The 12,539-nt window shown below is 68.6% G+C and carries 14 protein-coding genes; 8 read left to right on the forward strand and 6 right to left on the reverse strand.

Annotation, left to right across the window (positions count from 1 at the left end):
• Positions 1-3 precede the first annotated feature (3 nt).
• From EV279_RS00915 to EV279_RS00930, 4 genes are all read left to right on the forward strand, one after another.
• A complete protein-coding gene (locus EV279_RS00915) occupies positions 4-1,299 on the forward strand; it encodes an ABC transporter substrate-binding protein (RefSeq protein WP_133541074.1) in 1,296 nt (431 codons plus the stop codon).
• Positions 1,296-2,231 (forward strand): sugar ABC transporter permease, encoded by a 936-nt coding sequence (locus EV279_RS00920; RefSeq protein ID WP_133541075.1) that lies wholly within the window; start codon positions 1,296-1,298, stop codon positions 2,229-2,231. Before EV279_RS00915 ends, EV279_RS00920 begins: the two co-directional genes overlap by 4 nt.
• Complete coding sequence (locus tag EV279_RS00925) at positions 2,231-3,151, forward strand: carbohydrate ABC transporter permease (protein WP_133541076.1); 921 nt, start codon at positions 2,231-2,233, stop codon at positions 3,149-3,151. Before EV279_RS00920 ends, EV279_RS00925 begins: the two co-directional genes overlap by 1 nt.
• Positions 3,152-3,398: 247 nt before the next feature.
• Positions 3,399-4,349, forward strand: coding sequence for a manganese catalase family protein (locus tag EV279_RS00930; protein WP_133541077.1), 951 nt, complete (start codon positions 3,399-3,401; stop codon positions 4,347-4,349).
• Positions 4,350-4,363: 14 nt separating this feature from the next.
• On the opposite strand, the gene EV279_RS00935 is transcribed toward EV279_RS00930, so the two are convergent.
• The 3 genes from EV279_RS00935 to EV279_RS00945 form a co-directional block, all read right to left on the reverse strand.
• Positions 4,364-4,681, reverse strand: a complete 318-nt coding sequence (locus EV279_RS00935; RefSeq protein ID WP_243728386.1) for a metalloregulator ArsR/SmtB family transcription factor — start codon at positions 4,679-4,681, stop codon at positions 4,364-4,366.
• Positions 4,678-5,157, reverse strand: a complete 480-nt coding sequence (locus tag EV279_RS00940; RefSeq protein WP_133541078.1) for an SRPBCC domain-containing protein — start codon at positions 5,155-5,157, stop codon at positions 4,678-4,680. The genes EV279_RS00935 and EV279_RS00940 overlap by 4 nt, the downstream gene beginning before the upstream one ends.
• Before the next feature lie 111 nt (positions 5,158-5,268).
• On the reverse strand, positions 5,269-6,447 hold the full coding sequence (locus tag EV279_RS00945; protein WP_133544474.1) for an acyl-CoA dehydrogenase family protein: 1,179 nt from the start codon (positions 6,445-6,447) through the stop codon (positions 5,269-5,271).
• A gap of 91 nt (positions 6,448-6,538) precedes the next feature.
• Here EV279_RS00945 and EV279_RS00950 point away from each other — a divergent pair, with 91 nt between their 5' ends.
• Positions 6,539-7,366, forward strand: a complete 828-nt coding sequence (locus EV279_RS00950) for a zinc-ribbon domain-containing protein (RefSeq protein ID WP_133541079.1) — start codon at positions 6,539-6,541, stop codon at positions 7,364-7,366.
• A gap of 125 nt (positions 7,367-7,491) precedes the next feature.
• Positions 7,492-8,436 carry an AraC family transcriptional regulator gene (locus EV279_RS00955; protein WP_243728387.1) on the forward strand — a complete coding sequence of 315 codons (945 nt, stop codon included), beginning with the start codon at positions 7,492-7,494 and terminating at the stop codon, positions 8,434-8,436.
• A 2-nt stretch (positions 8,437-8,438) separates the two neighbouring features.
• Here EV279_RS00955 and EV279_RS00960 read toward each other — a convergent pair whose 3' ends face one another.
• Complete coding sequence (locus tag EV279_RS00960) at positions 8,439-9,182, reverse strand: sulfite exporter TauE/SafE family protein (RefSeq protein ID WP_133541080.1); 744 nt, start codon at positions 9,180-9,182, stop codon at positions 8,439-8,441.
• A 118-nt stretch (positions 9,183-9,300) separates the two neighbouring features.
• Between EV279_RS00960 and EV279_RS00965 the strand changes: the two genes are divergently transcribed.
• Positions 9,301-9,969: a GAP family protein gene (locus EV279_RS00965; protein WP_133541081.1), complete on the forward strand. Its 669-nt coding sequence runs from the start codon at positions 9,301-9,303 to the stop codon at positions 9,967-9,969.
• Positions 9,970-10,046: 77 nt separating this feature from the next.
• On the opposite strand, the gene EV279_RS00970 is transcribed toward EV279_RS00965, so the two are convergent.
• Positions 10,047-10,217 carry a CsbD family protein gene (locus EV279_RS00970; protein WP_133541082.1) on the reverse strand — a complete coding sequence of 57 codons (171 nt, stop codon included), beginning with the start codon at positions 10,215-10,217 and terminating at the stop codon, positions 10,047-10,049.
• A 205-nt stretch (positions 10,218-10,422) separates the two neighbouring features.
• Between EV279_RS00970 and EV279_RS00975 the strand changes: the two genes are divergently transcribed.
• Positions 10,423-11,436 (forward strand): NADPH:quinone reductase, encoded by a 1,014-nt coding sequence (locus tag EV279_RS00975; RefSeq protein ID WP_133541083.1) that lies wholly within the window; start codon positions 10,423-10,425, stop codon positions 11,434-11,436.
• 12 nt (positions 11,437-11,448) lie between these two features.
• Here EV279_RS00975 and EV279_RS00980 read toward each other — a convergent pair whose 3' ends face one another.
• Positions 11,449-12,483, reverse strand: coding sequence for a LacI family DNA-binding transcriptional regulator (locus EV279_RS00980; RefSeq protein WP_243728388.1), 1,035 nt, complete (start codon positions 12,481-12,483; stop codon positions 11,449-11,451).
• Between the last annotated feature and the right edge of the window lie 56 nt (positions 12,484-12,539).

Here is a 12,539-nt window from a genome sequence, read left to right on the forward strand (position 1 = left end):
CACATGACACCGAACCCATGCCGAATCGGCCGCTTGGCGACGATCGTCGCCATCGCGGGCATCGTCGCGGTCACCGGCGGCTGCGCCGCGAACCCCTCTGACGGGGTGACGACACTCAACTTCTTCCAGTTCAAGGGGGAGGCGCTCGAGGATTTCGACGACATGATCGCGGGATTCGAAGCCGAGAACCCCGACATCAAGATCGTGCAGAACCAGGTGGCCGACGCTGACACGCTGATCCGGACGCTCCTGGTGAAGGACCGGGTGCCCGACATCATCACGCTCAACGCCAACGGCAACTTCGGTCGACTCGCCCAGGCGGGCGTGTTCAAGGACTTCTCGGAGGAGCCCGTCCTGCGGACGATCAACCCGGCCGTCCAGGACATCCTCGCCGACCTCGGCACATTCGGCGACGAGGTGAACGGCCTGGGATACGTCAACAACGCCAACGGCGTGATCTACAACAAGGCGATCTTCGCGGAGCAGGGCCTGGAGCCGCCGGAGACGTGGGATGAGTTCCTCGCGGTGTGCGACCAGCTCCAGGCGGCCGGCATTCAGCCCTTCTACGGCACGCTCGCCGATTCGTGGACCGGAATCCCCTCGTGGAACGCCCTGGGCGCGTACCCCGCTCAGGACGGCTTCTTCGACAAGATGCGTGACGAGGGCGAGAACGTCGGGCCCGATTCCGAGGTGTCGTTCGAGAAGGACTTCGCCGAGGTGATGGACCGCCAGTACCAGCTCTACTCGTACATGCAGGACGGATACCGCGGCAGAACGTATGACGACGGCAACGCCGCGTTCGCCAACGGCGAGGCCGCGATGCTCCTGCAGGGCATCTGGGCGACGAACCCGATCAAGCAGGTCAATCCCGACATCGAGATGGGGATCTTCCCCTACCCCACCGACGACGCAGCGGACCGGCTGCTCGTCTCCGGCGTGGACGTCGTGTTCACGATGGGAAAGGAGAGCCCCCACGAGGAGGCGGCGATGCGCTTCATCGACTACGCGTTCCGAACGGACGTGATCGAGACCTTCGCGGCGTCGCAGAACATGGTCCCCTCGGTCGAGGGCGCCCAGCTCAGCGACGATCCCGCACTTCAGTCGGTCAAGCCGTTCTTCGACAACGGGCAGATCACGGGCTTCATCGACCACCAGATTCCGCCCGCGATTCCCCTCATCCCCACGGATCAGCAGTTCCTCTTCGACGGTGACGTCGAGAAGGCGCTGAGGACACTCGACAGCGAGTGGCGAAAAGTCGCCGCGCGCACCATTCCGGTCACGACGGGAGACGACCAATGACCCTCACCCAGGCGGTCCGCAGCACCGCCGTCGAGAGCAAGGCGCAGCGACGCGCCACCAGGACCAGGACCGAGACGGGGCGAGCGCCGTCCGCGTACTACTGGATGGTGTGGCCGGCCGTGATCGCCTTCGCCTTCTTCCACACCCTGCCCGTCGTGGTCGGCATCTTCTTCAGCTTCACCAACTACCCCGGCTACGGGGCCTGGAACTTCGTCGGGCTGTCGAACTATGTGAACCTCTTCAAGGACGACCGGGTCCTGCAGGCCTACGGGTTCTCGTTCCTCTTCGCGATCGTCGCGACGGTGCTCACGAATGCGATCTCGCTTGCGATCGCGATGGGGCTGAACGCCAAGATCCGGGCGCGCAACTTCTTCCGCGGCGTCTACTTCGTGCCCTACGTGCTCGCGATCCTCGTCATCGGCTACGTGTTCCAGTTCTTCTTCTCGAACTCGCTTCCGAAGATCCTGTCCGGGATCCCGCTCTTCGCCGACAACATCCTGACGAACGAGACGTGGGCGTGGACGGCGATCGTGGCCCTCGCGGTCTGGCAGGCGTGCGCGTTCTCGATCATCATCTACCTCTCCGGACTGCAGACGATCCCCGCGGAGCTCTACGAAGCGGCATCCCTCGACGGGGCGTCGTCGGGACGGCAGTTCCGGTCCATCACGTTCCCGCTGATCAGCGCGTTCTTCACGATCAACGTGGTGCTCAGCCTCAAGGGGTTCCTACAGGTGTTCGATCCGATCGTCGCCCTCACCAACGGCGGGCCGGGCACGTCCACCGAGTCCGTCACCCTGCTCATCTTCCGCGGGGGGTTCTCGGGCGGCGAGTTCGCCTACCAGACGGCGAACGCCGTGGTGTTCTTCATCGTCATCACGATCGTCTCGCTCTTCCAATTCCGGGTCCTTCAGCGCAGAGAGGCCGACTTCTGATGACCAGCATGACCAACACCGCAATGCAGTTCGAGCAGCCCGCCGAGGCGCTCGAGCCTCGACGCGGACTCTTCCGCCGCCGTCGGACCGACGACGACGACACGCGCAGGACCAACTGGTGGGCGACCGCGCTCATCGCCGTCTGCTCGCTGACGGTTCTGGTCCCGCTCTATCTGGCCGTCGTCGTCGCCCTCAAGACGCCCGACCAGCTCAGCGAGGGAACCGGCTTCGAATGGCCTGACCCGGTCAACTGGGGCAATTTCGCCGAGGCGTGGGAGCGCACGAGCTTCCCTCAGGCGCTCGCGAACACCGCCTTCATCACGGTGGGCTCGGTGATCTTCACGCTCCTGACGAGTTCGATCGTCGCCTACGCTCTGGCGCGCAACATCCATCGGCCTTTCTTCAAGGGCGTGTTCTTCTATCTGCTGGCGGCTCTGTTCATCCCCTTCCCGATCATCATGCTGCCGCTGGTCAAGCAGACCGCGATCCTGGGGCTCGACAACCAGGTCGGGCTGATCATCCTCTACACCGTCTACGGACTGTCGCTGAACATCTTCATCTACACCGCCTACATCCGGTCCATCCCCATCGAGCTCGAAGAGGCCGCGCGGATCGACGGTGCGAGCACGTGGCGCGTCTTCCGGTCGGTCATCTTCCCGCTGCTGATGCCGATGAACGCCACGGTCGGCATCCTGACATGCGTGTGGGCGTGGAACGACTTCATCATGCCGCTCGTCGTGCTGACCGAGCCGGCCGCGCGCACCCTGCCGCTCGCGCAGTACGTGTTCCAAGGGCAGTTCAACACCGACTACACCGTCGCGTTCGCCTCTTACCTGATGGCGATGGCGCCACTGCTCATCGTCTACATCTTCAGTCAGCGGTGGGTCATCTCGGGTGTCACGAGAGGCTCGATCAAGTAGGCGCCTGAGGTCGCGCGCGGAACTGAGGAGATCTGCACTTCCGAGGAGGTAACCGCACTTCTCGATCCTCGGTTGCGCAGATCTCCTCGGTCATGCCTCGGTGAGGATGGATGCCGCGCCCCGGCCGGGACGCGGCATCCTACGCTTCGCGCCCCCGCACATGCCAGGGGGATCCATGATCGGCAAGGCTCCTGCACGGTCGGGGTACCGGGCTGTTCCGCCCGCGACTTCCGATCGAGGAGACTCCATGTACTTCCACCTGCAGCAGCTCATCAACCCGATCGAAGAGGACGAACCCGATCCCGCTGCCGCCAATGCGCTGCAAGAGGGCCTCGGCGGTCAGTTCGGTGAGATGCGCACGATGATGCAGTACCTCTTCCAGAGCATCAACTTCCGAGGGCCCAGCGGCAAGCCCTACAAGGACCTGCTCCAGGGCATCGGCACGGAGGAGATCGGTCACGTCGAGCTCATCGGCACGACCATCTCGCGCCTCCTCGACGGCTCGCCGCGGTACAAGGGCAGCCCCACCGACCCGGTCGATCTGCCCGGGAAGGGCGGTGCGACTCCCCTGAGCATCGCCCTCGACACGAGCAACATCCACCATTACCTGGTCGGTGCGCAGGGCGCCCTGCCGGTGGATGCCGCCGGCAACCCCTGGAGCGGGAGTTATGTGTACAACTCCGGAAACCTCGTCCTCGACCTGTTGTACAACCTGATGCTCGAGTCGACGGGACGCCTGCAGAAGTGCCGGATCTACGAGATGACGTCGAACAAGACGGCGCGGTCGACGATCTCGTACCTCATCGTGCGCGACCAGGCGCACGAGAACGCCTATGCGAAGGCGCTCGAGACGCTCGGCGTGCAGTGGCGCATGGCGCTGCCGATCCCCAAGACGAACGCCGAGAGCTTCCCGGAGGTCAAGCGGCTGCTCGACCTCGGACTCCAGAACAAGCAGTACTCCTTCGACCTCGGCGGGCAGTCCGAGGCGGGGAGGATCGTCCAGGGCGTGTCTCCGTCGGGAGACGGCACGACGCTCGACGCCTCCGAGCAGGCGCCCGAGGGCGGTCCGCTGACCATCGCGCCCGAGCGGCCGGAGGAGTTCTCCCCGGGCGCCGACGCGGAGCTGCGGGCGCTGATCGAGGCGACGGCGGAGATGGAGATGGCCGAGATCGACGCCACCTTCGGAAGGCTGAGGTAGCCGGGCGACGCGGGCTAGAGGGATTCGGCGATCTGCTTGATCGCCGCGAGGCGGCGGTCCCACTCGGCGCCGATGGCGTCCAGGCGTTGCGCCGTCGCGCTCAGCTGCGCCCCGAGAACCCGGTATCGCACCTCACGACCGACCCGGAACGGCTCGACCAGCCCGACCTCTTCGAGGACGGCCAGGTGCTTCGCGATGGCCTGGCGGGTGACGGGAAGGCGCCCGGCGAGGGCGGATGCCGAGGCATCCCCCTCGCCGAGCGCCTCGAGGATGCTCCACCGGGTCTCGTCTCCGAGTGCGGCGAACATCGGAACGAGCGTCTGCGTCGTCACGCGCCGTCCTCGAGGAGTGCGACGAGCTTGTCGAGCTCGCCGTCCCACCCCTGGCGGTGCGCCTCGAGGTTGCCGGCGGGATCGGACGTGTTCTCGAAGCCCGACTCGACGACGGTGAGCTGCGTGCCGCCCTCGACCGCTTCTAGGGTGAAGGTGAAGACGGTCGCCGCGGCCTCGTCGAGCTCTGCGGGCGGGGCGCCGAGCGCGTCGTCGTTGCCCCAGCGGTAGGTCACGGACCGCGGCTCGTCGACGGCCTCGATCCGGACCGGCACGGCGCCGTAGTCGGGGAACGTGAGGGTGCCCTGCGCGCCGACGCCGGTTCCGTCGAAGCGGGCGTGCCCGAACCAGCGGGAGATGTGCTCGGGCGCGGTGACGGCCGACCACACCTTGTCGACCGGAGCGGCGATGCGGATGGAGCGGCGGACGGTGAACCGGCTCTCGTCGACGACGGCGGCCGGATTGGCGGTCATGCTCATGATGATGGTTCCTTTCGCGGGTGGACGCAACCCAGACGTTGCAGTTACTAGCAACCCTAGAGTTGCATATCCTGCCCGAAAGAGCAACCGTTCGGTTGCAGCCGTGTGCGCTCAGCCCCGGAAGGCGGGGATCCCGGTGATGTGCTGACCGAGCACGAGGGTGTGCACCTCGTCGGTGCCCTCGTAGGTCCGCACCGACTCGAGGTTGCTCGCGTGCCGCATCGGAGAATGGTCGAGCGTGATGCCGTTGCCGCCGAGCACCGCCCTCGCCTCGCGGGCGATCTCCACCGCGATGCGGGTGTTGTTGAGCTTGGCGGCCGAGATCATGTGCGGTCGAAGCCGCCCGGCATCCTTCAGGCGGCCGAGCCGAAGCGCGAGGAGCTGCGCCTTCTGGATCTCGAGCGCCCAGTCCACGAGCTTCTGCTGCGTCAGCTGGAAGCCGGCGAGCGGGCGGCCGAACTGCCGCCGTCCGAGGGCGTAGGCGAGCGTCTCGTCGAAGCAGTCGCGCGCCGCGCCGACGGCGCCCCATGCGATCCCGTACCGTGCCTCGTTGAGGCACGAGAACGGCGCCTTCAGCCCGAGGGCATCGGGCAGCACGGCGCTCTCGGGAAGCCGCACGTCGGCGAGCTCGATGTCGCACTGGATCGACGCCCGCATCGAGAGCTTCCGCTGGATGGGGGTCGCCGTGAAGCCGCGCGCGCCCGTGGGCACGACGAAGCCGCGCACCCCGTCCTCGGCGCGCGCCCACACGACCGCGACCTCGGCGATCGAGGCGAGGCCGATCCACCGCTTCGTGCCGTCGAGCACCCACTCGCCGCCCTCGAGTCGCGCGGTCGTCTCCATGCCGGCGGGGTCCGAGCCCGCGGCCGGCTCGGTGAGGGCGAAGCATCCGATCGCCTCGCCCGCCGCCATCCGCGGCAGCCACTCCCGCCGCTGCTCCTCCGACCCGTGCCGGTGAATCGCCGTCATGGCAAGCGATCCCTGCACCGAGACGAAGGTGCGGATGCCGGAATCGCCCGCCTCGAGCTCCTGCATGGCGAGCCCGTACTCGACCGCGGAGCGGCCGCCGCATCCGTAGCCCTCGAGGTGCATGCCGAGGAGGCCGAGCCCGGCGAGCTCCGGCACGATCTCCACGGGGAACGTCGCGGTGTCGAACCACTCGGCGATCCGGGGACGGATGCTGCGGCCGACGAACTCCCGGACGGCGTCGCGCACCGCGAGCTCGGCGCCCGTGAACTCGTCCTCCAGACGCAGGAGGTCGCTCGCGGAGCGGAATCCGCCGTCGTTCATGCCTGTCGTCACGAGACCTCCTTGATCGGGGTGCACTGTCGAGTGTGCAGCACGCAACGCGATGTGGGTGGCCCCCGGTACTGTCCCGGGCATGGCGGAGCGGGTCGAGGCATGGTGGGCGCGGCGGCAGTTCTCCCGCGGCACCGACGTGCCGTATCCCGTCGGCACCTACCGCGAGGCGTGGGCGCCGTACCCGATGCTGATCCGTCAGTACCACCCTGATCTCAACGCCGGGATCACGCTCACCCAGATTCCACCCGCCGCCGACGTGCTGCTGCTGTGGCAGTGCGAGGCCGGCCACCTGTTCGCCGCGACGCCGAGCGAGCAGCGCGCGCGCCCCGGCGCCCAGCGCCGGCGGTCGGCGTGGTGCCCGGAATGCGCGGGTCTCGCCCAGCCGCCGCGCGTGCGTCCGGCGGGGCAGCCCGCGCGCGCGAAACGCGCGAAGCCGACCCGGCCGCTGTGCGAGAAGACGCCCGCCGTCCCGGTCGGCGAGCCCTTCAGAAGCGAGTGCGCGCCGAAGCCCGCGTCGGCGGTCGAAGCGAAGCTGCGGACCGACCTTTTCGCGCGCCTCGGCGTCACGCCCGGATTCAACGCCGTCCGCGTGAGCCGGCCGTTCTTCGGCCACGTCGAGGTGTGGCCCGACATCCTGCTTCCCGAGCTGCGCATCGCGATCGAGTACGACAGCACCGGCAGGTTCGGGCTCGAGCACGTCGGAGCGCGGGAGGATTCCGACCGTCGCAAGGACAGTCTGCTCCGCACGGCGGGATGGGAGGTCGTGCGCATCCGCACGGGAAAGCTCGAGAAGCTGGGACCGCACGACCTGCAGGTGTCCGCGATGGGGAGGAGAGGACTCGAGCGGCTGCTCGACGCCCTGCGCGACATCCGAGGCCCGCTCCTGGTCGACGCGTACCTCCGCTAGCTGAGAACGACCCTTGAAGCGCAGGCTCTCAGCATCCCTTCGGGGAGAGGTATATGACAATGGATGCACACAGCAACGCCGACCTCGCCAGGGCGTGATGTTTCGCCTTGGTCAAGGAGGTATCGGTGAGTCAGGTGCTGACGCTGGAATCGCGCGACGGAGCGGCGGTCGAGGAGACGTGGCGGCGTTTCGTGCCGTCCGCGAAACTTCATCAGGTCGACCCGCGCACCTTCGAGTTCGACTGGACCTCGATCACCCTCGACGACTTCTCCGTCGTCCGTTACGAGCTCGCGGCCTCGGTGCAGTCGGCGATCGAGCCCAGCGAGGAGATCATGGCCTGCCGTGTCGCGGTGCGAGACGGGTGGGTTCGCACGCCGAGGCGCGACCTCAACGCCCGGCTCCCCTGGCTGAGCATGGACGGGCCCACGACCGCCCGATGGAACGGCCGCGCACAGGTGCGTGCCTTCGTCTTCGACCGCGAGTTCGCGCAGCGGTTCGCACGTCGAGCAAGCGGCGACGATCGTCTCGTGCTGAGGACGACGGATGCCTCGCCCCGCACTCCGGCGGTCGCCGAGCAGTGGGAGCGCACGTTCCAGCACGTCTCGTCGTCGCTCCTCGCGATGGCGATGAGCGGAGGGATCGATCCGCTGATGGAGGCCGAGCTGCGTCGCCACGCACTGCGGACCACGCTCGCCGTCTTCCCGACGACCTTCCTCGACGCGCTCGATCGCACCGCTCAGCGCACGGCCGCGCCGCGCACGGTGCGCCGGGCGATCGCCTACATCGACGAGCACGCCCGCGAGCCCATCACCGTCGACGACATCGCCGCCGCCGTCAGCATCTCGACCCGTGGCCTCCAGTACGCGTTCAAGCGCGCGCTCGGCGTGACGCCGACCGAGTATCTCCGCGGGGTGCGGCTGGACGGCGCGCATGTCGAGCTGAAGGGCGGTGCCGCGGCATCCATCACCGACATCGCCCGGCGCTGGGGCTTCGCGGGTCCGTCGAAGTTCGCGAAGTACTACCGCGAGGCCTACGGCCGCAATCCGCGCGACACCGTGCGGATGGGTTGAGCTCACAAGAGCAGGTAGACCGCGGCCACGATGGTCAGCAGATAGACGACGCGCTCGAAGACCGCCTGGTTCATGCGGTCGGCGAGCAGGCGCCCCGCGAGTCCCCCGACGATGACGGCCGGCACGAGCACGAGGTCGATCAGCAGCGTCTGCGTCGTCAGCAGCCCCAGGCCGATCGCGAAGGGGAGCTTGGCGATGTTGACGATCGCGAAGAACCACGCCGCCGTCCCGAGGAATGCCTTCACCTCGAAGCGGGACGCGAGGAAGTACATCGACATCACGGGGCCGCCGGCGTTGGCGACCATCGTCGTGAAGCCGCCGAGGGTGCCGTAGCCGATCGCCGCCGCACGCCCGCCGGCGCCGAGCGGCGGCGCTGCCGCGGTGCGACGGCGGAGCCAGAAGGTGAAGGCGACGACGAGCAGCAGGATGGCCCCGATCGTCCGCCGGACGCCGTCGTCGTCGGCGAGCGCGAGGAACGCCACGCCGACGAGAAGGCCCCCGGCGACCGCCGGAGCGAGACGCAGGAGCGTCTTCCAGTCCGCGTGCCGCCGATACATCAGCAGGGCGAGCGCGTCGCCCACGATCAGCAGCACGAGAAGGGCCGCGGTCGACGTGCGCGCGGGCAGGACGGCGGCGAAGAGCGCTACGGCGAGGGTGCTGCCGCCGGGAAGCGCTGTCTTCGACAGCCCCACGATGAGCGCGCCGAGCGCGAGCAGGCTCCACAGGAGCGGGGTGAGCTCGACCATCTACGTGCGGCGGGCTCGGGTCGGCATGTGTTTCAGGCTAGTGTCGCCCTCTCGTCCAATAGGGTGACAGGCAGCCGCACGAACCCGTCGAGCGGCGAACTCGATCGAGCAGGGGGCGATGGACACGCTCATCCTGCACATCGTGCCGATCGCCATCGCCGTCGCGTTCAGCACCGTGCCGATCCTCGCGGTGATCGTCATCCTGCTCTCGCCCTTCGGCTCGCGCTCGGCGATCCCGTTCCTGGTCGGATGGGTGTCGGGACTCTTCCTCGTCGCCCTGCTCATGACCGTCCTCGCGCAGTTCCTGCCCGACCATCGAGTCCCGGGACGCTCGGAGAGGACGATCGGCTGGCTCGAGATCGCAGTCGGGGCGGCGATCGTCGTCGCGGGCGCGTGGACGATGCTCCGCTCCCGCAGACGATCCGAGCACGCCACCCCCAAGTGGTTGGCGTCCATCGAGAAGCTCGGCCCATGGTCCTCGCTCGGGTTCGGCCTCCTGCTGAACGTCCGGCCGAAGGGCCTGCTGCTCGCCATCGCGACCGGCCTCGCGCTGCAGGCCGATGCCCAGACCCCGACCGAGACGGCCGTCGCCCTGGTCCTCTACACGGCGATCGGCTCCTCGACGGTCGTGATCCCCGTCATCGCCTCCATCGTCGCGCGCAAGGAGGTGCAGCCGAGGCTCGTGGCGGCACGCGAGTGGCTGCTGGGCCACGGAGATGTCCTGACGGGCGCGATCCTCGTTTTCGTCGGCATCATCGTCGTCGTCGTGGGCGTGCAGCGCCTGTAGCGAGGAGTCTCGGGCGGCCCTCGGGCGACAAATGAGAATCGCCCTGCGCCTATGGCGCAGGGCGATTGCTCTCGGACTTACTTGAAGGCGTCCTTGACGTTCTCGCCGGCCTGCTTCAGGTCGGCCTTCGTCTGGTCGGCCTGACCTTCGGCCTCGAGGCGCTCGTTGTCGGTGGCGTCGCCGAAGGCTTCCTTGGCCTTGCCGCCCGCCTTCTCGGCGGTGTTTCTGATCTTGTCGTCGAGTCCCATGTCGTCTCCTTGATCTCGATCGTTCGACCGGCTTCCTCCACGGTAGGAGCCGTTTCGCGTTCAGGCTCGGGCTTGCGCGCGCCGACGACTTGATGTAGCGCGACATCGATCCGGAATGCCCGCGCCCTCCGGCACGCCGTTAGCGTGGCAGAGGTCCCGGAACCTCCGGACACCGGCGCCCGCACGTCCCCGAAAGGCCCGCCGCATGAAAGCTGTCGTGTACTCGTCCCGTGGCGAATCCTCCGTCCTCCGGCTCGTCGATCGCGACGCGCCGCATGCCGGACCGGGCGAGGTCCGGGTGCGCATCCACGTCTCGGCGGTCAATCCGACCGACTGGAAGGCCCGCCGTGGCGGAGCGCCGCTGGAGCGGCCCCAGGTCCCGAACCAGGACGGCGCAGGTGTCGTCGACGAGGTGGGCGAGGGCGTGACGGATCTGCGGCCGGGCGAGCCGGTGTGGGTGTGGGATGCCGCCGACCAGCGGCCCGACGGGACCGCGCAGGAGCTCGTGGTGCTGCCGCGGCGCCAGGTCGTGGCTCTTCCCGAGGACGCGGGGTTCGACGTCGGCGCCTCGCTCGGCATCCCCGCGCTGACGGCTCACCATGCCCTCGCGGCGAGCGCGGAGGGCCCGGCGGAGCTGACGCGCGGCTCACTCGCGGGCCGGACGGTCCTGGTCGCAGGCGGAGCGGGCGCGGTCGGGCACGCGGCCATCCAGCTCGCGGTGTGGGCGGGCGCCGTCGTGATAGCGACGGTCAGCAGCGACGCCAAGGCGGCGCTGGCGAAGGCCGCGGGTGCCCACCACGTCGTGGACTACACGGCTTCGGACGCGGCGGCACGGATCACCGAGCTCGCGCCGTCGGGCGTCGACATCGTGGTCGAGGTGAACGTCGCCGCGAACGCGTCGCTCGACGCCGCGGTCGCCGGGCCGGACGCCGTCGTCTCGTCGTATGCCGACGCGCCGGGAGCCACCGAGGTCGCCATCCCGATCCGGCCGAGCATGGGCAAGAACATCCGCTGGCAGTTCATCCTGACCTACACGATCGCCACGGATCAGAAGGATGCCGCGGTCCGCGCCGTCGCGGCGGCCGTCGCCGACGGGGCTCTGCCGGTGGGCGAGGAGCACGGCCTGCCCCTGGCGCGCTATCCGCTCGCCGAGACCGCTGCCGCACACGACGCGGTCGAGAAGGGGTTCGTCGGCAAAGTGCTCATCGACGTGGGATGAGCCGATCCGTCATCACTCGGCGTCCGCCGCACGGGGAGGGGCGGTCGATTCCCGGATGATGAGCTCGGGCGTGACGCGCTGCCGGTGCGGCACGTCGCGTTTCTCGAGCGACCCGAGCACGGCCTGCATCGCCGCGCGGCCGACCGCGGGGAAGTCCTGCCGGATCGTCGTCAGCGGCGGCAGGAAGTGTCGCGATTCCGGGGTGTCGTCGTAGCCGACGACGCTGATGTCGTCGGGGACGCGGATGCCGCGCGTCCACAGACCGTGCATGAGGCCGAGGGCCATCTGGTCGTTCGACGCGAAGACCGCTGTGACCTGCTCGATGAGCGGATGCGACGCCCCGACCTCGTAGCCGTAGTCCGACGACCAGTCTCCGACGAGGAGCTCGGCCCTCATGCCGCGCCCGTCCATGGCACGCCGCCAGGCGCCTTCGCGCGCGAGCGCATCGATCCAGTCGAGGGGCCCCGCCAGATGCAGCACCGACTCGTGGCCGAGCGACGCGAGGTGCTCGACCACCATGGCCGCCCCCGCGCCCTGGTCGACGGCGACCGTCGCGACGGAGGGCTCGGCATCGAAATCGCCGACGACGATCGTGGGAACGGGCACCGGCCCGCCGGTGACGGCGAGCAGCGACGAGAGCCTCGGGGCGATCATGCAGACGGCGTCCACCTCGTGCTGGGCAAGCTCGGCGAGTGCTGTGCTGGTCGTCGCCTCCTGATGGCCGGAGATCGAGAACGCCTCCACGCTGAAGCCGACCTCGCGGGCGGCGCGCTCGATCGCGAGCAGCATGCTCTTCGGGCCGTAATGGTCGGCGGCGTCGACGACGACGCCGATGCGCCGCGACTGGCCCGAGGCGAGGGCGCGCGCGGTGGAGCTCGGCTGATAGCCGAGCTCGGCGATCACGTCGAGAACCTTCTGCCGCGTCGACTCCTTGATGTTGGTCTGCGCGTTGATCACCCGTGAGACGGTCATGTGGGACACGCCGGCACGCGCCGCGACGTCGTAGATGCTCGGGCGGCCTCGAGCGGGCGTGGATTCAGCTGGCACGCGTCTTTCCTTTGCGAGGGCGGGTCTGTGGCATCGACGCTAGCGGGGAGCGCTCC

The organism is Microbacterium sp. BK668, assembly GCF_004362195.1.
In the GTDB taxonomy this organism is placed as follows: Bacteria; Actinomycetota; Actinomycetes; order Actinomycetales; family Microbacteriaceae; genus Microbacterium.